Origin of the sequence: Rhodococcus sp. ARC_M12 (genome assembly GCF_022810385.1) — a bacterium.
Taxonomy (GTDB): domain Bacteria; phylum Actinomycetota; class Actinomycetes; order Mycobacteriales; family Mycobacteriaceae; genus Rhodococcoides; species Rhodococcoides navarretei.
The window spans coordinates 117,538-139,390 of record NZ_JALGQI010000017.1; the positions used below are offsets into that span (position 1 = coordinate 117,538).

The window sequence follows — 21,853 nt, forward strand, 5'->3', positions numbered from 1 at the left end:
CAGCACGCTGTGTTCATGAACGATTCGAGCAACACCGGCTTCACCCCATCTGCCCCCACGATCGACACACTCCAGGTCAGCGGCACGAAGTTGACCGAATCGGTCAAGAAGTTGCTGCACGACGGCAACATTCGGCGAATCGTGGTCAAGAACGACCAGGGTCACACGATCGTCGAGATACCGGTGACTGCGGGGGTTGCCGTCGCGATCGTCGCACCCGTTCTGGTCGCCGTGGCCGCGATCGCTGCAGTGGTCGACGACTGCACCATCGAGGTCCACCGCATCGACGAGCGCGTGCCCACGGCCTGATTCCGCGCGAACCACGTGACACCCGAGGACATGAACATGCCTTATCCGATCGAAGTACGCGGACTGAGCAAGAGCTACGGCGACAAACTAGTCATCGACGATCTGACGTTCGTCGTCGAACCCGGCACCGTCACCGGCTTTCTCGGACCGAACGGATCGGGTAAGTCCACCACGATGAGGTTGATCGTCGGTCTGGACCGCCCCAGCGGCGGCACCGCGCTGATCGGGGGCGTCGAGTATGCCCAGTTGAGCAAACCTCTGCTCACCGTGGGAACTCTCCTGGACTCCGAGGCCGTCCACCCGGGGAGATCGGCATACAACCATCTTCTGTATCTGGCTCGGACGCAGCGCATTCCAGTGTCTCGCATCACCGAAGTCCTGGAACTTGTCGGGCTGCTCGACGTCAGCGGCGAACGTACCGGATCTTTCTCGCTCGGCATGAGGAAGCGACTCGGGATTGCCGCAGCACTGCTCGGCGACCCGGCGGTGCTGATCTTGGACGAGCCGATCAACGGGTTGGATCCGGACGGCATCTACTGGATGCGCAACCTCATGAAGAACCTGGCGAGCGAGGGGCGAACGGTCTTCGTCTCCAGCCACCTGATGGGTGAGATGGCTCAGACTGCAGACCATCTCATCGTCATCGATCACGGCCGACTGATCGCAGAATGCACTCCCGCTGAGCTGATTGCCCGCAGCAGTCGAGCGACCGTGCTGGTGTCGTCATCCGATGCGACGAGTCTCGCCGCTCTGATCGCTGCGGCCGGGGGTTCCAGCGATGCCCTCGGTCATGACGAACTCACCGTCCATGATCTGTCTGCGCACCAGGTCGGGGAGCTCGCCCACCAGCAGCACATCGCGATCTATCAGCTGACCCCGCAAGAGGCATCGCTGGAAGAAGCGTTCATGACCCTCACCCACCTCGACGACGTCGAACACGACCGTCCCCTCGTCACCCACTCTCTCGGACAGGCGACGACATGAGCATCACCGCACAGCCCATCGCATCGGCACCTCGCGAGCGCGAACACCACCGCACCGACGTTGTCGGACTGGTGACATCGGAGTGGACGAAGCTGATCTCGCTGCGTTCGACGATCTGGTCGCTGACCGCGTTGGTGATCGTCACGGTGGGCTTCACCGGATTCTTCACCTGGTTCACGGTCGCCTACTGGGACAACGTGGATCCGGCGTCACAGCTCCAGATCGTCACCGACCCCGCGCGGCAGATCCTCGGTGCAGGGTTCCAGCTCGGCCAGCTGGCGGTGTGTGTCCTCGGAGTCCTGCTGGTCACGAGCGAATACGCGAGCGGCACGATCAGGGCCAGCCTGCTGGCGGTCCCCTCACGAATACCGATGTTGGCCGCCAAGACCGGCGTGTTCATGGCCGTCGTGTTCGTCATCGGTGAGATCACGGCATTTCCCACGTTCTTCCTCGGGTCGGCCATCATGGATTCACGTGCCTCGGTGACGCTGAGTGATCCCGGCGTGCTGCGAGCGGTGATCGGTGCCGGTCTTTACCTTGCTCTGCTCGGTGCCATGGCAGTCGCCGTCGGTGCCATCGTCCGGCACACGGCAGGAGCCATCACGGGCGTGATCGGGTTCGTCCTGGTGCTCGCTCCGCTGACCCAGCTCATCCCGGGCACCGTCGGCCGACACATCGCGGCGTACCTGCCCTCGCAGGCCGGCAGCCTCATCGCCTCACCCCGACAGGCTCCCAGTGGCTTGCTCACTCCCTGGCAGGGTTTCGGGGTTGCAGCACTGTGGACGGTGCTGCTGCTCGCACTCGCCGCGTGGCTCCTTCGCCGACGCGATGCGTGACGCCGGAATGAACGAGCTCGCTGAGTCTGCCGGTGGTGCAGGACTCATCGCATTCCATGTCCTCGCTTCGATACCCCTACGCCGGTGGCGCACTACGTGGGGCGCGACGCCAGCCGAGGTCGAAGAAACACTGCCCGGTGACGAGAACGTGCCGCACCCTGCGTGGGCATACACCCACGCGATCGATGTCGATGCGACGCCGGATCGGGTGTGGCCATGGTTGATTCAGATCGGACAACAGCGTGCAGGCTTCTACAGCTACCGCGGACTGGAGAACATGGTCGGATGCAACATCACCTCGGCGACGGGACTCGACCCTCGGTTCCAGACCCTCGCGGTCGGCGACTCCGTGCTCCTGCATCCGCAGTCACCACCGCTGACGGTGACCATGGTCGACGATGGGAGGGCCTTCGTGTTGCTGGGCGCAGACCCCGACTCGGCCGACCGAGCACTGTGGTCGTTTCACTTGCGCGCCCTGCATATCTAGCCCCGAGGCAACACCGCACCCAGACTCCGTAGGTCGTCCAGGATGGCGGAAACCCGACTCATCAGGGAAATGTGTCCCTCGCCGTCGATCAGGTGCGCCTGCGCTCCTGCGACGTTGGCCGCAAGCCACCTCGCGTGCGCGAACGGCACCATCGTGTCCAGGCTCCCCTGCCAGATCGACACCGGCGTAGTGATGGCACGCAAGTCGAAACCCCATGGGCGCGTGTGAGTCAGGTCGTCGTCACGCCAGCCTACGATGCCTTGACGGCCGGCCGCGTTGACCGATGCAGCGAGGTAGTCTGTGAGCTCCTCCGTCAGCGCGGCGCGGTCGACAGGCGGAGCCAATGCTCCCAATCCTGCCGCCACTTGATCCGGGGTGACACCGAAGAAGCCCTTTCTGACGTCGAGGAACGACTCCAATGCCTCGACCCCGGCGAAGACCGCCGTGTATTCGTCGATGTTCTCCTCGGCCATTCCGTCGCGAATGTCACCGTCGTACTCGGCGGCGGGAGCGATCCCGACGCAGCATGCAGCAGCCAGGCATCGCCCGGGCAGCAGTGCCGCACAGGCCAATGCGCGCGGTCCGCCACCCGACCAGCCGATTGTGAGAAATTCTCCGATACCCAAGTGGTCCAACACTGTTGCGGTATCGGCGGCGTCGTCGGCAACCTGAGCCGTGGTGGCACCGTCCTGGCGCGGCGTCGACGCTCCGTACCCCGGCCGTGAATAGGAGACGACCCTCAATCCCTGTGCCGCCGCGGCACGTTCGAGAGTCGGGAAGGCCACCGCACCTTGTGGCGTGCCGTGGTGGTAAACCAGGGGAAATGCGTCCGCAGGGCCGGTATCGAGCACTTCGAGAGTGCGGCGATCTGCCGTCTGGACGAGGACGGCCATCTGTGTTCCCTTGTGGCTCATATGGCCCGCCGCCCAGCTGCGATATCGTCGGCTCGACGGTCGATAATCCTTGTGCCCGAAATCCCGTCGAGCACGTTCTGCGCATCGTCGAGCGCACCGACGGATGCCGAATGCCCACTCGCCCAGGCGAAGGTACTGCAGGCCTGCACTTTCGGGCTCATCGACCCGGCCGCGAACGCGGCGGGATCGAGTTCGTCGACATAGACGGTGCCCAACGGCTCCGCCTGCGCGGTGCCGAAGTGGTCGACGACAGCGGGCACATCGGTGAGGATCAGCAGCCGATCGGCGGCGCAATCGAGGGCGATCAGCGTTGCAGTCAGGTCCTTGTCGATGACCGCGTCGACCCCGTCGAGTTGACCACTCGCTGCCTCGACGACAGGGGCACCGCCTCCGCAGATCACGATAGAGCCGGCGTGGACCAAACGCGTGATCGAGTCCTGCTCGATCACGCGAATCGGGCTGGGCGACGGTACTGTTCGACGCCACCCGGTGCCGTCGGGAGCGATGGACCAACCGTACTCGTCCACTGCGGAGCGGGCGTCGGACTCCGGGTAGACGGCTCCGACGAACGTGGTCGGATCGGAGAACGCAACATCGTCCGGATCCACGAGTACCTGCGTGGTCAGGTTGACGATCGGTTTCACGATGCCCGCATTGCGCAATGCCTGCGACAGCCAGTAACCGATCATGCCCTGACTCTGAGCTCCGACTGCATCCAGCGGGTAAGGGCGCACCAGTGCCGCGTGCGAGCTGCTCTCCCGCTCGAGGGGCCCCACCTGAGGTCCGTTACCGAAGCAGATGACGACCTCGTGTTCGCGAACGATAGGTGCGAGAGCAATTGCCGCCGAACGAACATGCGCGAGTAGTCCGGCGGTGTCGGAGCGCTCGTCGCAACCGAGCAACGCATTTCCGCCGACGGCAATGACGATGCGCATGTCAGCTACCCACTGCCGCGACGAGATCTATGCGAGTGATGTGAATCAGGTCCATGGTCAACAGGTCTCCTCGTAGCCGGGTGCGGCAGACTGTCGAATCTGCGCACCTCACCAGCGTGCGTGTTGCGACTGACCCCGAGACACGGTCGGATGCCCCCGCACCACTGCCGAAGGTCCTTTTCTACGAATTCGAGTGGAGGGCGTTCGGAGTCGATGCCGTCGACCCGACATGTCGATCACCTTCGGCCGTTCCTGTGGGTCGTAAGTCCCTACTCGGCGGCGGTCCCGCAGCGCAGAGTGATCATCGAGCAGTCTCCCTCCACGACAAGGACCCCGGCATGATTCTCGTTCCTTCGCTCGGCAGTGCCGGACCCAACACGTTGGAAGAGCTGTTCGCCGCGCGATATGCGCGCGGCGACATGGATCGAGTGCAGTACCTGACCCGGATGGACGGTCTTGCAACGCGATTCAACCGAACCCGAACCAACACTGACAGGACGTCGACATGCGAATCCTGATCGCAACAGCAAGCCGCCACGGTGCCACCCGAGAGATCGGACAGTGGCTGGGCGCATCGATTCTGCGCGAAATGTCCACCGACGACAGCACGACGACAGTGGACGTGCGTGATGCCCGCGACGTGGACAGCATCGCCGAGTACGACGCCGCGATCATCGGCAGCGGCGTCTACATGGGCCGATGGCTTCGAGACGCACGTTCGCTGATTGCCAGGGAACAGGCCGAACTGGAGAGCATGCCGGTGTGGCTGTTCTCGAGCGGTCCGGTGGACGGCAGTACCCCGGCCAAAACTCAACCGAAGGAGACGAAGGCCGACTGGGCAATCGAGCATCGCGTGTTCGGAGGCAAACTGGACCGCGCCGGGTTGTCACGCTTCGAGCGTGCGGTCGTTCGGCTGATCAATGTCTCCGATGGTGACAGCAGGTCACGAGCAGAGGTTTTGGCATGGGCGGTAGTCATTTCCTCTCGGCTCACACTTTCGGCCCCCAATGCACCCGAGGCATCTCGACCGGATTCGACACCGAGGACAAGTGAGCGTTCATGATGGACACGAACTCGACCGGCCGCCCCATCGTGGTGGGAGTCGACGGATCGCCCTCGTCGATCCTCGCCCTGCAACGTGCGCAGCAATTGGCCACTGCATTGTCGACCACGGTGGATGCAATCCATGTCTGGCAGTACCAGCCGTACATGGACACCGGTTATGTCGTCGAGGTCGAGCCTGCGAAAAACGCAGGGAAGGTACTCGCCGAGGCTACGGCTGCTGCATTCGGAACCGACCTCCCGGCAGGTCTGAAACAGGTTGCGAGACAGGGTTCGGCGGCGAAGGTCCTGCGCGACGCCAGCCAGAACGCCGAGATTCTCGTCGTCGGAAGTCGCGGTCACGGCGGCTTCGTCGGACTGCTCCTCGGTTCTGTCAGCTCGCAATGCGCCGAACATGCCCACTGCCCGGTGCTCGTGGTTCATTCGAGGGATCATCTCCAGCCCGGGCACCACCGGGGCGATTCCATCGCATCGAGTCTCTCGACGACATGGGCGGGCCCGAAAAACTCACGGTAGCCGAGGCGGGAACCAACCGCGGGCGTCCCGCAGGGTGCGTCCGGCCTCGTCGACGGTCGACCGGTTCGAGTGCTCGGCGAGTCTGCCCAATTCGGAACGCGCTTCGGTAACCGTGCGGCCACTCGCGACGAGAACTCCGATTGCTTGATTCACCTCGCTGATATCGGCGAGAGTAGGCGGGTCGGCCGGCTGGAGGGCCGTTCCACCGCCGCGGACCAGATGTCGATCCAATACAGCCGCGCCCTCGGCCAGCCCCAATGCGGAGCCGACGTCGGCTGCGAAGTCGACGAGCGCACCGGAGGTACCGGACAGAATGAGCAGCTGCTTGGCTGTGCGGGAATCAGCAAGGCCGGCGAGGGTGACTTCGAGCGAGGAGGCAACGGCTCCCTGGTGTGGAGAGCTCGTCGATGCCGAGACTTCGAAGCGTTCACCGTCGACGGTCACTGTCAGGCTGATCGAAACCACTGACGGGACAGCCACATCGATGTCGGCCGCCAAGTGCCCGGCCATACGCGCGAGATCGACGGTCGAGCAATCCAGTGATTCGGTCAGCGTCGCGAGATCTTCGATCAATCGAGGCTGAAGTTTCATCGATAATCCAGGTGCGGCCCGACCGCCGATTCGATTCTTCCGGTACACCCGCAGCGTAGCGCTGGGGTCGAAGTGCAGGCGCGAGGAAAAGTCGGACTCGATGCCTCTGACGCACCCGCATGCTCAACGCTACGCCTCTACGTACGCCGGCGGGTTCGCGCGGTCTTCATCGCTTCTCCCACCATGGCCTCCGCGACCACGGCGACCTTCCTGTGCTCGCTCTGGCTCAGCGATCGGAGCTTGTCGTATCCCTCGGCGCCGGTGCACCCGGTTCGACTGATCAGCACCCCGATGGCCTGGTCGATCACCGCGCGACTGTTCAGCGCCTTCTCCAGTTGCTCGGTGAGCCGGGCAGCACCGGCCAACGCGCGCGCGTTCTGTACCGAGATAGCAGCCGGTACCGAGAAGAGTTCGCCCAACTCCGCAGCGCGAGCATCGAACGCATCAGGCCTGTGCGCGTAGACATTCATCGCACCGAGCACGTCGCCTGCGGTGACGAGCGGTAGGGACAACACGCTGTGCACGCCCAACCGGCCGACCTTCGGACCGAATTCCGGCCATCGCGGGTCGGTTTCGAGCGAACCGGATAGAACGGTGATGCCCTGTGCCGCCGCGGTGATGCAGGGGCCCTCGCCCAGCGTGTATTGGATGTCGTCGACGACACGAACGAAATCTGCACTCGCGACAATCGTGTCGGGCCGCCCCGGATGCAGCAGCGTCAAGCCGGCACCATCCGCGCCGGGAATCGCCCTGACCGCAAATTCCGCCACGTGCGAGAGAGTGTCGGACAGCGACAGATCGGTCATCGCCAATGTGCCGAGATCGGCGAGGCTCGACCTGAGGTCGTCTTCGTGCTCCTCGGAGTCCATCACTGCTCACTTCGTTGCGGGCACGCATACCTTTCGGGTACGCGCCTGCCCACCACGAACCCTACGGCCTCACCACAGGCACATGGTTCGATCGAGGGAACATAGACGTCAGCGCACAGGTGCCGAGAATGTCCACCTCAGAACTCGAAGACCTGGCGAGCGGTGACGCGGCCACCCATGAGGTCGTCGAAGCACTCGTTCACCTCGTCCAACTTGCGCGACACGGCAGATACCGTGGTTCGCCCGGCCTCGTGCAGCGCGAACACCTCACGCAGATCCTTTCGGGTACCGACGATCGACCCGAGTACCGAGATTCCGCCGACGACCGTCTCGAAGATCGGGACCGGGAACACACCATGCGCGGGCATCGAGACGCACACCAGTCGACCGCCGCGGCGAAGCGAACGGAAGGCCTGATCGAACACGCTCGGGATGACGGCCAACACGATGGCCACATCGGCTCCGCCGAGCGCCTTGATCTCCTCGACGGGATCGACTTTCGACGAGTTGACGGTGTGATCGGCACCGAGTTCACGAGCTAGTTCGAGCTTCTCGTCCTCGATGTCGACCGCAGTGACGAATCCGCCCGCGATCTTGGCGTACTGCACGGCCAAGTGCCCCAGTCCGCCCACGCCGAAGATGGCCACGCGTTGCGCCGGGGTGACGCCGCCGACCTTGACGGCCTTATAGGTGGTCACGCCGGCACAGGTCAGTGGGGCAGCGTCGAACGAGGAGATTCCTTCCGGAACACGGACGACATACTTCGCATGTGCCACAGCGTATTCGGCGTAGGCACCGTCGATCGAATAGCCGCTGTTCTGTTGCGTCTCGCACAGCGTCTCCCAACCCGAGACACAGTGATCGCATTCCCCGCACGCCGAACCGAGCCACGCGATGGCAACGCGTTCGCCGATACGACTCGCATCGACCTGCGATCCCACTGCCTCGATCACGCCGATGCCCTCGTGCCCCGGAACGAACGGAAGCGTTGGCTTCGCAGGCCAATCACCCTGCGCTGCATGGATATCGGTGTGGCACACCCCGCATGTCTCCATCTTCACGAGCACCTGCTCGGGTGCGGGTGTCGGGATCGGGATGTCCTTGACGACCAGGGGCCCGCCGAACTCGGTGACGACTGCAGCTTTCATCGTGGATTTCCTCCAACTATCGAAACCAATGCCGTTCTCGACCATCGAGCAATGCACACTGTCGATGGTCGGCGCTGCGGTGTTCGGCATGTAGGGCCGGAAGTCACCGCCACACGAGGACACATCCCGGGCTGTCGGCTCGCGGGCCAAGGGCCCACCCATCGTGGTCTTTCGTCCCTGGCGCGGGCCGATCCTGCGGAACACACTGATGCTCATGACCGCTGCACATCTCGAACCGAATACCTGCGGCCCATGAGTCTGTGGCGCAAGCACCCGGGCGTCCGTACCGGCGACGCACTGACCACCGGTGAACGAGCGGCGGACTACGTCAGAAACGGGATGGGCTCGTGGCCGTTCGTGTTCCTGTTTCTGGGCACCATGGCGCTGTGGGCCGCCTACAACCAGAGCGACGGATTCGACCCGTACCCGTTCATCCTGCTCAACCTGTTCCTGTCCATGATCGCCGGACTCCAAGGAGCAATTCTGCTGATCTCGGCGAAACGCGCGGACTCGGTGAGCAGTGAGGTTGCCGTACACACACTTTCGAACACCGCACTACTCCAAGACATGATCGAGGCCAACACCGTGTTGACGGAATCCGTGGCGCAGCTCGCGGCAGAAATCCACGAACACGTCTGCCCCTCCGCTCAGCGTCTCGGTGCACGCACGTCCCAGAAGATCACGAGCCCGGTGTCCCAGCCGTGAGACAGGCAAGGATCTCTCGGGCCCAGTTGCACACGAGTACCCAATCGCGGAAGTCTCCTGCGACTGCGCCGGAGTTTTCGAAGATCTGACGTTCCCCCGCAGAAAGTCGTTCGGGATCCAGCTTTCCTGGAAACGTTCGGTGTGCAGTCGCATGCAAAACCGATGCTGCATGTGCCGCGTCGGAGGTGACGTTGACCGGCCGGTCGCTCGAGTGCAGCGGACCACAGGAGAACAGCCACACAGGTGGATGTTCGGACCTCGATACCCTGTCGACCAGTGCCTTCGCGGCCGGAACCCAGCGATCGGAGTAGACAGCGCTCCCGATGACCAGAGCGTCGTAGTCGTCGACGCAAGCGACGGATGCCGGCGCACGGAGGTCGACATCGCCGCCGCTGTGCTCGAAGACTCGAGCCAATTCCCGACCCAGCGAGTCCGTCGCTCCGTGGCGGCCGGCGGTGGAGACGAGTATTTTCATGTCTCCTCCGACATGAGGTACGCGGACTTGCCCGCAGCCACCGTCATCCGCCATCCGCGGACCGCAATGACGAATCCCAGTACCCCGAACGAGCCCTGCAGCCAACTCGTCTCACCGGTCACCGCCGGCTGCACGACGATCCACGCAACCAGGAGCACACCGGCGATGTGAGCCATCGGACCGGACCTTCCGCCGCCGGCGAAAGCAGACACCGCAGCAAGCCCCATCGGAATCCCGACGACCAACACCAGCACGACTGCAGCGAGCGCGGTGCTGGACATGGGCAGACTGGCCTGTACATCGGGGCTCAGATCGATTGCACCCGATGCCAATCCGATCGCTCCGCCGAAGGCGTTGATCGAAACACCTCCGCAGACTGCGCCGAGCCACGGCCATCGTCGAGTGCGTTCGGTGGCCACCCGCGTTGTCGATATCATCGTTCCAGTGTGGCCGGCAGGTGATCAATTGGACTAGAGCACAAAGTACTTGACGCTCGACCAGCTGAAGCTGGTTTCAGCGACCGAACAACGACCGCATGCTCCGACGCTCCTTCGTGGGTGGCGTCGAATTCTCACTGCAGGTGCAACGATCGGATGCGGCAACCGTCCGCATGACGGAGTCGACATGTTTGCCGCAACCGCCCCAGCCGGTCTTGTCGCATTTCTTGCAGGTGACGGGGTAACACATGAGAATCCTCCTGGTAGAAGTCGGTCGAAAGTCAGGCCGGAACGTGAGCGTCGGCCCACGCGTTGTAGCCGCCCAGCAGGTCCGAGACGTCGTCGAATCCCTCGGCGCGCAGCAGCGACGCAGCCACGCTCGAGCGCCATCCTCCGGCGCAGTGCATCACGATCGGTTTGCCGGTCGGCACCTGATCGAGGCGAGTTCGCAACTGGGCCAGCGGGATCGGGATAGCTCCCGGTATCGTGCCGAACTCGCGCTCACCCGGGTTGCGAATGTCGATGAGTGTCACCTCGTCCGCGGCGAGCATCACGTCGAGTTGCTCGACCGTGGTGCGCGGCGCCGTCTCGACCAAGGTCGCCAGCTCGGCTGGAAACACGCCGTCACGGCCGATTCCGAGGTACCCGGTCACGTTGTCGGATCCGATTCGGGCCAAGCGCAGTGCCGCCTCCTGCTCTTCGCCTGGATACGCGATGAGCACGATGCGACCGCCGACCTCCGCGACCATGCCGCCGGTCTCGGCGAAGCGACCGTCGAACCCCACGTTGACCGATCCGCGTAGATGACCGGCCGCGAAATCGTCCACGCTTCTCGCGTCGAGCACCCTTGTGCCGGCGGCGAGTTCGGCCGTCACCGCTCCGGGTGTCAGCTCAGGAACTGTCCGGCCCTGCGGAAGGAGCGGGTGGATCCGCTTGTTCATGGCGGCATCGGCGGAGAAGTACGACGGCGCTGCCGGTTGGCCGTCGGTGACGAGTGCCACGAAGGCGTCCTCACTCATCGGTTGCACCGACGGGTTGCTCGCGCGCTGCTCACCGATGGTGGAGGTGAGCTCGGAGGACAGGTTTTTTCCACAGGACGAGCCGGCACCGTGAGCAGGCATGACGGTGACCTCGTCGGGCAGCGTCAGCAGCTTTTCGTGGATCGTCGAATACATTGCACGGGCGAGGTCGGTGGTGGACCCGTCCCCGAGATTGACCAGGTCAGGACGCCCGACATCCCCGATAAAGAGCGAATCACCGGTGAGGACCGCGGTGGGTGTGACACCGGGGCGCTCCCGTACGAGCACCGAGATCGACTCCCAGGTGTGGCCGGGCGTCGAGAGGATTTCGAGTTCGACGTCGCCGAGAGACAGCCGCTCCCCGTCGCGCAGTCGTCGGATCGGGTAGTCGGTCTCGGCGGCCTCGCCGAAGCCGATCCAGGCACCGGTCGCGTCGACCAGTTCGAGGTGACCCGAGACGAAGTCGGCATGGAAGTGAGTGTTGACTACCCCTTCGATAGCGAGTCCGTACTTCGCAGCGTCGTCGAGATACTCGGCGATGTCGCGACGCGGATCGACGACGATCGCGCGCCCCGTGCTCTGATCTCCGATCAGATACGAAGCGTGGGAGAGACATTCGAGGTAGTACTGCTCGAGGATCATGGGTTCCTCCGTCTGAGAAGTCTTCGGGCGAGCTTTGCGAGGTGGTAGACACAGTCTGCAATACCCCCTAGGGTATGTCAAGTACCCCCTGGGGTATCTAATGAAGAACGGCCGATAGGGGTGGATCCACGATGACGTTGACACTGGCGCTGGGATTCGGTGCAGTGATCGGAATTCTGCTCGGACTTCTCGGTGGCGGCGGATCGATCCTGGCAGTTCCGGTGCTTGTGTTCGCGCTGGGAATGCCGCCCACAGAGGCGGTCGCCGTCTCGCTGATCGTCGTCGGCGCTGCCTCGGCCGTCGGGGCGCTACCGAAGCTGCGAGCGCGGAAGGTCGAATGGCGTCTGGCCGGCGTGTTCGCAGCGACCGGAATTCCCGCCACCTTCGCCGGAAGCGCCGTGGGTCGCCTGCTTCCGGACACTGCGCTACTGATCGGATTCGCAGCGGTGATGGTGGCTGCGGGCGCACGCATGCTCGCCGAACGGAGCGACACCGGAACAGCTTGTAGGACATCGGGATCGGGGATCAACTGGAGACGATGCGCACCGCGATCCATCCCGGCAGGGCTGGCCGTGGGCTTCGTGACCGGACTGTTCGGCGTGGGAGGAGGCTTCCTCATCATTCCGGTTCTGGTGCTGATGCTGGGTATCGAGATGTCGGTCGCGGTCGGCACCTCGCTGGTCATCATCGTCGCCAACTCCGCCGCAGGCCTCTTCTCGCATCTGAGCGGAACGAGCATCGACTGGGCCGTCACCGCCGCATTCGCGGGCACGGCGATCGCCGGTTCGCTACTGGCCGGACACTTCGGCACCCGCATCGATACCGCCCGTCTACAGCGACTCTTCGCCTACCTGGTCTTCGTGGTCGCCGGCTACGTCGTGTTCGACGTACTGGTCCTCCGTTGAACGGAATCCTCATCCGGGCCGAGGTCGAGCCGGAACGGTGGGTACTCGTCGGTCATCAGTGCCGCGTACGCCGCGACACGAAACACCCAGCGATTGATGCCGATCACCAGGTCGAACAGGCCTCTCGGATAGCGACCGGTGAACAGCAGCGATACTGCGGCGATCAGGACCAACACACCGAGGACCGAGCCGAACAGATACGGCTGGCCCGTGGGCCCGGCGTCCCCGCTTCCGGCCAACCGGAAGCCGGCATACCAACCGCCGGCCAGCAGGGAAAGCACCAGGTAATGCGGTATCGCCAGCAGCCACCACTTGATCAATACCTTGCCGCGCGAAAGCTTTTCGGGGTACTCCACCGTCAGGTCGGCGGGGTAGTTCGCGTGGTGCAGGGTGAACGGTGGGTATCGATCGGTCCCCAGCGCCGAGTACGAATAGAACTGCACACGCCACATCCATCGGAGAACCCCGACGTTGAAGTGGAACAGCCCGCGCGGATACCGTCCGGTGAACAGGATCGCCACCCCGGCAACGAACGTCGTGACGACAAACCCTGCCGCGAGGAACACCAGGACGACGTAATGCGGAACGGCCAGAAGCTATTTGACGATCCACAATCCACGGGACAGTGACTCGGGACGTTCACCGGTCAGCGTGACCGGAGATCGAGACCGTTCGATGCTGCCGGACACCGGGATGGGTTCGGCGAGTGGTTCCGAGACGTGGTCGGAGTCGGATCTCCTCCCGAGCCCGGAAGCGCCGAACACGATGGACACAACACCGAACACCAGAAGGATTGCCGAGCCCGCGAGAACGAATGCAGCCACCGGTCCGAGCGACTGCACCCGAACACCTGCGCTCAGGTCCACGTCGATGCCCGCGCTACCGTCGGCGTTCATGACGACCAAGGTCCACGAGCCGCCCTGCGGCTTCCACTGCAGTTCTGTTGTCCCCGTTGCACTTGCACGGGTCGACCACCACCGCTGATCCAGCGGCGAAGCCGCGGTGTCGCTTCCGGCGACGTTGTCGTATCCAGCCCGAAAGGGAGAGAACTCGACATCGGTCACCACGGTGTGCGCCACACCGCTCAGGTAGTCGCGGACATCGGCAGTGGGCGCGATCCCGATCAGCACCTCACGCGCGGGATCGGACGAAGTGACTCGGACCGAGACCGTAACCCTGTCCGACACCTGTGGGTCGATCGAATCGACAAGGGAGACATCCTCGGACACAAGCGCGCTCGAGGCCGTCGTCAACGGTGCAGTCGGCAAGCTGATTCGCCCATCGTCGTCCTGCGCGAGGTAACCGACGAACAGCAGTAGTCCTACACCGAGCATCGCGAAGGACACGAATGCCGCCACGCATCCGACGACGAGCGCGAGAATTCTGTTGATTCCCATCACAAATCCTTCTGTCCATACAGCTCGTACCGCCTTGGGCATCGGGCAGTCCGGACGACGCTACGAGGCCGGCAATGACGACAGAGGGGCCTTCGGTAACCGGCCTGCCGACGAAAGGCCCTACATGACGTGAGACGCGTCGGCCACTCTCGAGGGAGAGCTCTTCCTGCCAACGATCGTGAGGTCACAGTGCACACACCATCGACTGCAGCGAATCACCCGAGCGGCACGATCGGCCTCGACCTGTACTGGCTACCTCTCGGAGCAGGCGGACGGTCGGTGCGATGGAACGGCCGGATCCTCGAAGGTGCCAGTGCGTTGATCGACCACCGCACCGCCCACGACCTGTATCACTCTGCGCTCGTGATTCATCTACCGCCGAACCGGTACGTGGTCGAGATGACTCCGGTCTGGAACGAACCCGCGGTCGATCGCGGAGTCGTCGTCGAAGGACCGGTCGGGATGCGGTTCGCCCAGCGATACGGAATCGGTCGCTACGAGGTGCACTGCTGGAAGAACGGCACCATCGCCGACATCGGTGAGGCGGTGGAGAGCCCACGCCGCCTTGCGGCCGATGCATCATCGTGCCGACGCGCCATCGCCGCGGCCGAGTCGGTGCCCGGATTGATCTGGGGCCGTGACGAGCGCCGGACAGGCGAGAGGTGGAACTCCAACTCCGTTGTGGCGTGGGTCCTGATGCGCAGTGGAGTCGACGCCTCCTCGATCCACCCACCGGTGAACGGTGCCGCCCCGGGCTGGAATGCCGGAGTGGTTGCCGGAGCTTTCGACGCCCTCGACTGCAAGACGACCGTTCGGAGACATTCATGACCCTGATCGATTCGGCACCATCGACGTTGCCGTTGACCGGTGAATTGGCATCGATTGCCGCGATGCTCGCCGAGAGGTACCCGCATCTGACTCGCGCGCGCATCGACGATGCGGTCCTTGCCACGTACGAGAGATTGAACTCGACGGCACGCCTTCGTGGTCACCTGTTTCCCCTGACCGCCAATCGAGCTCGGGTGCTCCTCGAACAACTCGACGCCGAGCGTGCGATCGACGACGATCTCGCTGACGTCTCGGTCGACATCTGTCACGCCCTGGCACCGATGGTCGATCGATCATGGTGAGCACGGTGCCGCAGAACGATCCGGCGAGCTCCGCTCCTGGGTTCTGGGCGAAACCTGAGTGGGGTGACATCGTCGTCGCACTCGACGGAACGCAGGAATCGCGCGGCGCACTGATCTGGGCGGCGGGCCTGGCATCGATCACGGGATCGCGAATTCGCCTTGTGCACGCGCTGATCTCGCGGCACTCACCGGCGTTGGGTAACCAGGACTCCACACGATCGAGGGTGCAAGTACAGGGTCGCCGGCTCCTCCGATCGGCTCGCAGTGAGCTCTTCGGCATCGACCCCGGTATCGTCGTCGATTCGATTCTGACGGACGACCCGATCGCCTCAGCGCTCGGCGCACTGTCGCACACTGCAGATCTGGTCGTCATCGGCGGTCGTGCGTCAGGTCCGATCAGAGAAATAGTGTTCGGCCGCAACGCGACTCGGATCGTGACGGCATCGACGTGCCCGGTTCTGGTGTGGCGCGCCCAGCCCCGAGACGCCGCGCCGAACTCACCGGTCGTCGTCGGAGTGGATCGATCCGAATCCTGTACTCGTGCGATCGACGCAGCCTTCTGGTACGCGGACGCACTCGATGTCCCGCTCACTGCTCTGCACGTCCGCTCTCCCCACGAACGTCCTGCTCCGGAAGAGTCTGCACCGGAACAGATGCGAACCCTGCACTGGCTGGGCGGACGTGTCGCAGCTGCCGCGTCCGCGCATCCAGCCGTCGTCGTCCACCTACACGTACTCGAGGCCTCGGCCGAGCACGAGCTTCGACTCGCATCGGCCTCCGCACACCTTCTCGTGGTCGGCAGCCGCGGGCACGGACCATGGGCCGCTCCGATTCTCGGCTCGATCGGACGATCACTGGTGCATGCCTCGGGCGGTCCGATCCTCGTGATGCGTTGAGTCTTCGATCGATCGAATTCACGGTCCACCGCCCTCGGTGTATCGGGACCTTGTGCCCTTACCCACCAGTGCACAGCGTCGGAAACTCGTAAGCGACGCCGAACACACGGCGGTGAGGGGTAGGTGACGGCATGCTCGCAGAACTCGCGCACCGGTGGTGGCACCGAAGTCCTTGGTCTTCCAATCCGCTGATGCGACTGCCCGACAGGATCGAACGAACGGCCCTTGTCGTCGGTGTCACTGTCCTTCTGTTACTGATACCCATCGCCGCGACGATCGGCTCGGTGACCTACAGCGACCTGTCGTCGCGGTCGCAACAGCAACGGGCAGAATACGTTCGGGTCGACGCCCGAGTGATCGACACCGTGCAGTCCGCGCCCACCGGCAGCGACCGCACCACGCTTACCACCGGCATCGCAACGGTGCAGTGGAGTGCTTCGGACGGGTCCGTTCGCTCGGCATCGACCGAGGTTTCCTCGGACGTGCAGATCGGTGAGACCACTCCGATCTGGTGCGACGCGAACGGAACCCTCGTGCACGCGCCCCTCAGTGCGGTCGGTGCCGTCATCAACGGTGCGTCCACGGCCATGTTCGTGTGGGTTCTCGGCGCGGTCTTCGTCGGATTCTCGATCTATCTCACCACCGTCGCCGGTGACCGAAGCCGCATGCGGCACTGGGACACTGATTGGGAAGACTTTCTGCAGGCGCGAAACCACCCGTCGCGGTAGTGCCGTGGAGCATCCACCTCGACGACAAGACCCGACCTCGTGCTCGCTCTCTCATCACCATTCGAAGGATGCACCATGCCTGGAGTCGTCGATTGCGATCCGTCCGCCGACAGTGCCGCAATGGTCCACGAAACCCACAGTGCCTACGTTTTCTTGTTCGGCGACTTCGCCTACAAGATGAAGAAACCGATCCGAACGGATTTTCTCGACTTTCGGACCGTCGACTTGCGACGGACAGCGTGCGACCGCGAGTTCTCGTTGAATTCGCGATTCGCACCCGATGTTTACCTGGGCATTGCCGAGCTCACCGACCCGGAAGGCGGTCCAGCCGAACCAGTGCTGAAAATGCGTCGTCTTCCCGACTCCACTCGACTGTCCGCTCGTGCCGCGGCCGGCGACGATGTCGGCAATACGGTCGATCTGGTCGCGCGGGCGATCGGGATTGCCCACAAGAACAGCCCTCGAACCGATCGCATCGACGGCGAGGGACGACAATGCGCTGTGGAAGAGCGGTGGCGCAACAACATCGACGAATTGCGTGATCTGGCGGTCGGCGTGTTCGACCCGGCGCTCGTCGAGCGACTGGACACTCTGTCGTCACGTTACGTCAGTGGGCGTGCTGCTCTGTTCGATCAGCGAATTTCGCAAGGTCACATAGTCGACGGGCACGGCGACCTTCTCTCGGACGACATCTTCTGTCTGCCCGACGGCCCCCGAATACTCGACTGCCTCGACTTCGACGACCGACTTCGCTTTCTCGACGGGATCGACGACGTCGCCTGCTTGGCAATGGATCTCGAGTTTCAGGGTCGCCCCGACGCGGCGCGACGATTCGTGGCGTCGTACCTCGAAGCGACCGAAGACAATCCCCCTTGCTCTCTGATCGATCACTACATTGCCTACCGCGCAACCGTTCGCGCGAAGGTCGCCTGCCTTCGCTTTCATCAGGGTCATCCGTCCTCGCAAATCGACGCGCTCGCCCACATGCATCTCGCGCTGGACCATCTGGCGTCCTCGGCGGTCACCGTCACGTTGGTGGGAGGCCTACCCGGTACCGGCAAGAGCACGATGGCGGCAGCGCTGGCAGAACGTACCGGAGCGGTGGTGTTGTCGAGCGATGTGGTGCGCAAGGAGAGCGCTGGTTTCGACCCGCAGTCTCCGCATCCGTCACCTGTCGGATGCGGGCTCTACACCGCCGAGAAGACAGCAGGCGCCTACGCCGAATTGATGCACCGCGCACGCGAGCAGGTCACGACGGGCCGTTCGGTCATCATCGATGCATCATGGAACGACGAGCACACCCGCGAGCAGGCGCGGAGGCTCGCCGCCGACACCCACAGCGACCTCGTAGAGCTCGAATGCCGAGCGCCGAGATGCACCGCGCTCGAACGTATCGCGACCCGTCCGCGGGGCGCATCGGACGCGTCAACGTCGGTGTACGACGCCATGGCCCGTTCCCGCTGCCCCTGGCCGAGTGCAACCGTGATCGACACTGCCGGAACTCCTGCCCGATCACTCGCCACTGCGCGCACTCGATGACACATCTCGACGGCGAATTCGGAAAAGTCTGGCGCACAACGGTCCCCGGGTCGGTGGACAACAGTCCGCTGCAGCTCGTCGAAGAAGGCCGCCCGATCCCTGGACCGGGAGAATTGTTGATCTCGGTGCAGGCCTGCGGGGTGTGCCGGACCGATCTGCACGTCGTCGAGGGTGATCTTCCGGTGCACGTACCTCACGTCGTCCCCGGGCACGAGATCGTGGGGGTCGTGTCTGCAGTCGGGGTGGATACCCCCACCTCGTTCCAGGTCGGCGACCGAGTGGGAATTCCCTGGCTTCGACACACCTGTGGGATCTGCTCGTTCTGCACCGCAGGCAAGGAAAACTTGTGTGCCGAATCCCGTTATACCGGTTGGGATCACGACGGAGGGTTCGCAGAGTGGGCGGTTGTTCCGGCCGACTATGCTCTCGCGTTGCCGGACGGATACCGCACGGCCGAACTCGCGCCCCTGTTGTGCGCAGGAATCATCGGCTACCGAGCACTGATGCTCGCCGAGCTCCCCGTGCACGGCGTACTCGGGCTCTACGGGTTCGGTGGCAGCGCGCATATCGTCGCGCAGCTCGCTCGCTCGGCCGGTGCCACGGTGCACGTGATGACCAGGGATCCTGTTGCTCGCGAGTTCGCACTGTCCCTCGGTCTCGATTCCGCGCAGGACACTTTCGCCGCGCCTCCGCACCAGCTGGATGCAGCCATCGTGTTCGCTCCGATCGGCGAGATCGTGCCCGTCGCGCTCGAGGCAATCGTCCCCGGCGGAACCGTCGTTCTGGCCGGTATATATATGACCGACGTCCCTGCCCTGAACTACCAGCGACACCTGTTCCACGAAAAGCGTTTGCGCAGTGTCGAAGCGAACACCAGAGAGAATGCGCGGGCATTCCTCGAGATCTGCGGTCGAACCCACCTGACGGTGCAGACCACGGAGTACTCGTTCGCCCACGTGCCGGATGCCCTGCGAGATCTGCGGCACGGCCGGTTCGCGGGTGCCGCGGTCATCGTGATGTGAAATCGGGCGACGCGGCGGACACCGCGAGAAGGGCCGAGTGTCCTCGAAAGGAGGGCACTAGGACCGATGGCACAGCCCGCTGGTCGTCGTACGCTCAGGACTGTCGTCCTGGCAGTCGTCGACACGAAGGTAGCCCCGTTCGAGGAGACGATGACATGAGCGATCTCGACACCGAATTCCGCTCCGCCGGCATCGACTACGAGCTCGCGCTCATGCGCAGCCCACTTGCTGCGCAACTGCATGTGGTTCATTGTCGAATCCAGGCGATGATGACCGAACAGGGGGCGCTGCACCCTCGCGATCTCGTTGCGTCGGCACTGCCGTCGAGTCGGCGACCGACGCTGAACTCTGCCTGACGTCGGCGGGGTCGTATGACCTTCGAGACGCTCGCCCTGTGTGCCGCGGTGGGTTTGTTCGGCCCACTTCTGGTACTTCCACACAGTCTTCGGATACCCGTCGTCATCGGAGAACTGGTGGCTGGAATTGTCATCGGCCACACGGGCTTCGGCGTTCTCGATCCGAGTGAGCAGACACTGAGCTTTCTCGCCCAGGTAGGGTTTGCCCTTGTCATGTTCGTGGCCGGCAGTCAAGTACCGATTCGCGACCCGCGCCTGCGTATCGGCCTCGGTGTCGGTGCTGCGCGGGCAGTGGCCGTCGGGCTGCTGGCAACTGCGCTCGGGTGGGCCGTTTCCGCCGCGTTCGATTCGCCACACCTCGGTCTGTACGCGGTGTTGATGGCGTCGTCCTCTGCCGCTGTCATCATGCCGATCGTCGAGTCCACCGCGATGACCGCACCGGGCTTGATGGCCCTCCTGCCTCAGATCGCGCTCGCCGATGCGGTCTGTATCGTCGCGCTACCCCTCGTGATAGATCCAGAGCGGGCCGGTCCAGCCGCACTCGGATCTGCGACTGTTCTGATCGCAGCCGCGGTGATCTTCGTCGTCCTGCGACACTTCGACATCTCGGGACTGCGCCGTCGCGTGCATCATGTGTCTGCCCAGCGCAAACTCGCGCTCGAACTGCGACTGAACCTGGTTCTACTGTTCGGACTCGCTGCCTTGGCCGTCCACACCCACGCATCGGTGATGTTGGCCGGTTTCGGCTTCGGCCTGGCGATTGCCGCCATCGGAGAACCGCGACGCCTGGCAAAGCAACTGTTCGCCATCACCGAAGGATTTCTGGGACCGCTGTATTTCGTCTGGCTCGGTGCATCCCTCGATCTGCGTGCCCTCGGCAGCCACCCGAACATGATCGTGTTGGGCCTCGCGTTGGGATTCGGAGCGATTGCAGTGCACGGCACCATGCGTGTGACAGGACAGCCCGCTGGACTCGGGATACTCGCAGCAGCCCAGCTCGGAGTTCCAGTCTCGGCGGTGACACTCGGCGCGCAGAGTGGCGTCCTGGCTCCCGGAGAGGGGCCTGCCATCGTGCTCGGCGCACTGATGACTATCGCTGCGGCGGCCGCAGCGTCGCGGGTCGGTAGTCGTCGCCCTTCCTGACCCCGGCGGGCCCGGGGGCGCTGCAAGGCTTTTGGGTGTTTCGAGTTCAGCGAGACGGGGAACAGAGGTCGTGGAACGATCGGCACGACGCGAAACGGATCACGACGATGACGGATGACCAGGTCTGGCGCCTCAAGGGTGCGTGCATCGACGATATGGATGCCTACGACTCGCAGCAACTCCCCCGCCACGGACGTAAGCGCGCAGAAAAAGCATGGCGCCTGTGCGCCGATTGCCCGGTGTTGCGTGACTGCGCCGAACAGACGGCTCGTGATATCGAGTCGGGTCGCATTCCGGTGGGAGTGGTTGTCGCCGGTGCCGCATACCACGACAATGCGAGCAACGGCCGTCGCACGGACGCGTACCGAACACTCGAATTTCTCATCGGGCGCCCGCTGTCCAACCCTGCCGCCTGATCACGGCCCGGTAACGGACCGCTACTGATCAAGTAACGTCGACAACTCTGTTCGACGCGTTTTCGGCGCGTCTTTCGGTGTCCGACCTGCGGCATTCCGGCCCGGGTGACAATTGAGCGCATGAACGCAGGTCGGGCTCTTCGCGTCGACTGGCCCTGTGATGTGCAGAAGGTTCTGGACGACCGAGCACCCATCGAGCAGGCCAAAGGGATCTTGATGTCCGTGCACCGCATCGGCCCACAGGCCGCATTCGACATGCTTGTCGAGCAATCGCAAAAGACCAACCGCAAGCTTCGCGAGGTGGCGCTCGACCACGTCAGGCAGGCATCAGCGGGGTAGCAAAAGAAGTTCGGCCTCGCACGCTGTTTTTTCAACGTGCGAAGCCTGGGCGA

Annotated in this window: 29 protein-coding genes; 19 read left to right on the plus strand and 10 right to left on the minus strand. The window is 63.8% G+C overall.

Going from position 1 to position 21,853, the window contains the following annotated elements:
* The first annotated feature begins 15 nt into the window (after positions 1 to 15).
* From MTX35_RS20700 to MTX35_RS20715, 4 genes are read left to right on the plus strand one after another with little or no spacing between them, the layout of a single operon-like run.
* Positions 16 to 309 carry a DUF4342 domain-containing protein gene (locus tag MTX35_RS20700; protein WP_243596767.1) on the plus strand — a complete coding sequence of 98 codons (294 nt, stop codon included), beginning with the start codon at positions 16 to 18 and terminating at the stop codon, positions 307 to 309.
* Positions 310 to 345: 36 nt separating this feature from the next.
* Positions 346 to 1,293 carry an ABC transporter ATP-binding protein gene (locus MTX35_RS20705; RefSeq protein WP_243596768.1) on the plus strand — a complete coding sequence of 316 codons (948 nt, stop codon included), beginning with the start codon at positions 346 to 348 and terminating at the stop codon, positions 1,291 to 1,293.
* Positions 1,290 to 2,129: an ABC transporter permease subunit gene (locus tag MTX35_RS20710; protein WP_243596769.1), complete on the plus strand. Its 840-nt coding sequence runs from the start codon at positions 1,290 to 1,292 to the stop codon at positions 2,127 to 2,129. The genes MTX35_RS20705 and MTX35_RS20710 overlap by 4 nt, the downstream gene beginning before the upstream one ends.
* A 7-nt stretch (positions 2,130 to 2,136) precedes the next feature.
* Positions 2,137 to 2,616, plus strand: coding sequence for a hypothetical protein (locus MTX35_RS20715; RefSeq protein ID WP_243596770.1), 480 nt, complete (start codon positions 2,137 to 2,139; stop codon positions 2,614 to 2,616).
* Here the strand turns inward: MTX35_RS20715 and MTX35_RS20720 are convergent.
* Both MTX35_RS20720 and MTX35_RS20725 read right to left on the minus strand, forming a co-directional pair.
* Positions 2,613 to 3,509 carry an alpha/beta fold hydrolase gene (locus tag MTX35_RS20720; protein ID WP_243596771.1) on the minus strand — a complete coding sequence of 299 codons (897 nt, stop codon included), beginning with the start codon at positions 3,507 to 3,509 and terminating at the stop codon, positions 2,613 to 2,615. The genes MTX35_RS20715 and MTX35_RS20720 overlap by 4 nt on opposite strands.
* 17 nt (positions 3,510 to 3,526) lie before the next feature.
* Complete coding sequence (locus tag MTX35_RS20725) at positions 3,527 to 4,465, minus strand: carbamate kinase (RefSeq protein WP_243596772.1); 939 nt, start codon at positions 4,463 to 4,465, stop codon at positions 3,527 to 3,529.
* Positions 4,466 to 4,803: 338 nt separating this feature from the next.
* On the opposite strand from MTX35_RS20725, the gene MTX35_RS20730 reads away from it, so the two are divergent.
* Genes MTX35_RS20730 through MTX35_RS20740 form a run of 3 tightly spaced genes read left to right on the plus strand, consistent with a single transcriptional unit; the run spans position 4,804 to position 6,043 of the window.
* Positions 4,804 to 4,983, plus strand: coding sequence for a hypothetical protein (locus MTX35_RS20730; RefSeq protein ID WP_243596773.1), 180 nt, complete (start codon positions 4,804 to 4,806; stop codon positions 4,981 to 4,983).
* Entirely contained in the window at positions 4,971 to 5,528 is a 558-nt protein-coding gene (locus MTX35_RS20735) for a flavodoxin domain-containing protein (RefSeq protein WP_243596774.1), read from the plus strand. The genes MTX35_RS20730 and MTX35_RS20735 overlap by 13 nt, the downstream gene beginning before the upstream one ends.
* Entirely contained in the window at positions 5,525 to 6,043 is a 519-nt protein-coding gene (locus MTX35_RS20740; protein WP_243596775.1) for a universal stress protein, read from the plus strand. Before MTX35_RS20735 ends, MTX35_RS20740 begins: the two co-directional genes overlap by 4 nt.
* On the opposite strand, the gene MTX35_RS20745 is transcribed toward MTX35_RS20740, so the two are convergent.
* The 3 genes from MTX35_RS20745 to adhP form a co-directional block, all read right to left on the minus strand.
* The gene (locus tag MTX35_RS20745; RefSeq protein ID WP_243596776.1) at positions 6,035 to 6,634 is read right to left on the minus strand and encodes a hypothetical protein; all 600 of its coding nucleotides are present in this window, start codon (positions 6,632 to 6,634) and stop codon (positions 6,035 to 6,037) included. The two genes, MTX35_RS20740 and MTX35_RS20745, sit on opposite strands and share 9 nt — an antisense overlap.
* A 137-nt stretch (positions 6,635 to 6,771) precedes the next feature.
* Positions 6,772 to 7,503 (minus strand): GAF and ANTAR domain-containing protein, encoded by a 732-nt coding sequence (locus MTX35_RS20750; RefSeq protein WP_243596820.1) that lies wholly within the window; start codon positions 7,501 to 7,503, stop codon positions 6,772 to 6,774.
* Between the two features lie 137 nt (positions 7,504 to 7,640).
* Positions 7,641 to 8,867, minus strand: a complete 1,227-nt coding sequence (adhP, locus tag MTX35_RS20755) for an alcohol dehydrogenase AdhP (protein WP_243596777.1) — start codon at positions 8,865 to 8,867, stop codon at positions 7,641 to 7,643.
* Between the two features lie 36 nt (positions 8,868 to 8,903).
* On the opposite strand from adhP, the gene MTX35_RS20760 reads away from it, so the two are divergent.
* Entirely contained in the window at positions 8,904 to 9,356 is a 453-nt protein-coding gene (locus MTX35_RS20760) for a DUF1003 domain-containing protein (RefSeq protein ID WP_243596778.1), read from the plus strand.
* Here MTX35_RS20760 and MTX35_RS20765 read toward each other — a convergent pair.
* The 3 genes from MTX35_RS20765 to MTX35_RS20775 all read right to left on the minus strand — a co-directional run bounded on the left by MTX35_RS20765 (position 9,331) and on the right by MTX35_RS20775 (position 11,929).
* Entirely contained in the window at positions 9,331 to 9,831 is a 501-nt protein-coding gene (locus MTX35_RS20765) for a flavodoxin domain-containing protein (RefSeq protein WP_243596779.1), read from the minus strand. The two genes, MTX35_RS20760 and MTX35_RS20765, sit on opposite strands and share 26 nt — an antisense overlap.
* A complete protein-coding gene (locus MTX35_RS20770; RefSeq protein WP_243596780.1) occupies positions 9,828 to 10,268 on the minus strand; it encodes a hypothetical protein in 441 nt (146 codons plus the stop codon). Before MTX35_RS20770 ends, MTX35_RS20765 begins: the two co-directional genes overlap by 4 nt.
* Positions 10,269 to 10,549: 281 nt before the next feature.
* Positions 10,550 to 11,929: a rhodanese-like domain-containing protein gene (locus MTX35_RS20775; RefSeq protein ID WP_243596781.1), complete on the minus strand. Its 1,380-nt coding sequence runs from the start codon at positions 11,927 to 11,929 to the stop codon at positions 10,550 to 10,552.
* A 131-nt stretch (positions 11,930 to 12,060) separates the two neighbouring features.
* On the opposite strand from MTX35_RS20775, the gene MTX35_RS20780 reads away from it, so the two are divergent.
* Complete coding sequence (locus MTX35_RS20780; protein WP_243596782.1) at positions 12,061 to 12,834, plus strand: sulfite exporter TauE/SafE family protein; 774 nt, start codon at positions 12,061 to 12,063, stop codon at positions 12,832 to 12,834.
* On the opposite strand, the gene MTX35_RS20785 is transcribed toward MTX35_RS20780, so the two are convergent.
* Complete coding sequence (locus MTX35_RS20785) at positions 12,801 to 13,427, minus strand: DUF4389 domain-containing protein (protein ID WP_279393045.1); 627 nt, start codon at positions 13,425 to 13,427, stop codon at positions 12,801 to 12,803. The two genes, MTX35_RS20780 and MTX35_RS20785, sit on opposite strands and share 34 nt — an antisense overlap.
* A gap of 3 nt (positions 13,428 to 13,430) precedes the next feature.
* Positions 13,431 to 14,231 (minus strand): hypothetical protein, encoded by an 801-nt coding sequence (locus MTX35_RS20790; protein WP_243596784.1) that lies wholly within the window; start codon positions 14,229 to 14,231, stop codon positions 13,431 to 13,433.
* Between the two features lie 189 nt (positions 14,232 to 14,420).
* Here MTX35_RS20790 and MTX35_RS20795 point away from each other — a divergent pair, with 189 nt between their 5' ends.
* The 10 genes from MTX35_RS20795 (at position 14,421) to MTX35_RS20840 (ending at position 21,800) form a co-directional block, all read left to right on the plus strand.
* The gene (locus MTX35_RS20795; RefSeq protein ID WP_243596785.1) at positions 14,421 to 15,059 is read left to right on the plus strand and encodes a hypothetical protein; all 639 of its coding nucleotides are present in this window, start codon (positions 14,421 to 14,423) and stop codon (positions 15,057 to 15,059) included.
* Positions 15,056 to 15,361, plus strand: coding sequence for a three-helix bundle dimerization domain-containing protein (locus MTX35_RS20800; RefSeq protein ID WP_243596786.1), 306 nt, complete (start codon positions 15,056 to 15,058; stop codon positions 15,359 to 15,361). The genes MTX35_RS20795 and MTX35_RS20800 overlap by 4 nt, the downstream gene beginning before the upstream one ends.
* Positions 15,362 to 15,366: 5 nt before the next feature.
* On the plus strand, positions 15,367 to 16,257 hold the full coding sequence (locus MTX35_RS20805) for a universal stress protein (RefSeq protein WP_243596787.1): 891 nt from the start codon (positions 15,367 to 15,369) through the stop codon (positions 16,255 to 16,257).
* A 191-nt stretch (positions 16,258 to 16,448) separates the two neighbouring features.
* Complete coding sequence (locus MTX35_RS20810) at positions 16,449 to 16,985, plus strand: hypothetical protein (RefSeq protein WP_243596788.1); 537 nt, start codon at positions 16,449 to 16,451, stop codon at positions 16,983 to 16,985.
* Positions 16,986 to 17,060: 75 nt separating this feature from the next.
* On the plus strand, positions 17,061 to 18,524 hold the full coding sequence (locus MTX35_RS20815; protein WP_243596789.1) for an AAA family ATPase: 1,464 nt from the start codon (positions 17,061 to 17,063) through the stop codon (positions 18,522 to 18,524).
* The gene (locus MTX35_RS20820) at positions 18,521 to 19,546 is read left to right on the plus strand and encodes a zinc-binding alcohol dehydrogenase family protein (RefSeq protein WP_243596790.1); all 1,026 of its coding nucleotides are present in this window, start codon (positions 18,521 to 18,523) and stop codon (positions 19,544 to 19,546) included. The genes MTX35_RS20815 and MTX35_RS20820 overlap by 4 nt, the downstream gene beginning before the upstream one ends.
* A gap of 155 nt (positions 19,547 to 19,701) precedes the next feature.
* Positions 19,702 to 19,902 (plus strand): hypothetical protein, encoded by a 201-nt coding sequence (locus MTX35_RS20825; protein ID WP_243596791.1) that lies wholly within the window; start codon positions 19,702 to 19,704, stop codon positions 19,900 to 19,902.
* Between the two features lie 15 nt (positions 19,903 to 19,917).
* Entirely contained in the window at positions 19,918 to 21,045 is a 1,128-nt protein-coding gene (locus MTX35_RS20830; protein WP_243596792.1) for a cation:proton antiporter, read from the plus strand.
* A gap of 107 nt (positions 21,046 to 21,152) precedes the next feature.
* Positions 21,153 to 21,461: a WhiB family transcriptional regulator gene (locus tag MTX35_RS20835; protein WP_243596793.1), complete on the plus strand. Its 309-nt coding sequence runs from the start codon at positions 21,153 to 21,155 to the stop codon at positions 21,459 to 21,461.
* A 120-nt stretch (positions 21,462 to 21,581) separates the two neighbouring features.
* Positions 21,582 to 21,800 (plus strand): ANTAR domain-containing protein, encoded by a 219-nt coding sequence (locus MTX35_RS20840; protein ID WP_243596794.1) that lies wholly within the window; start codon positions 21,582 to 21,584, stop codon positions 21,798 to 21,800.
* The last annotated feature ends 53 nt before the right edge of the window (positions 21,801 to 21,853 follow it).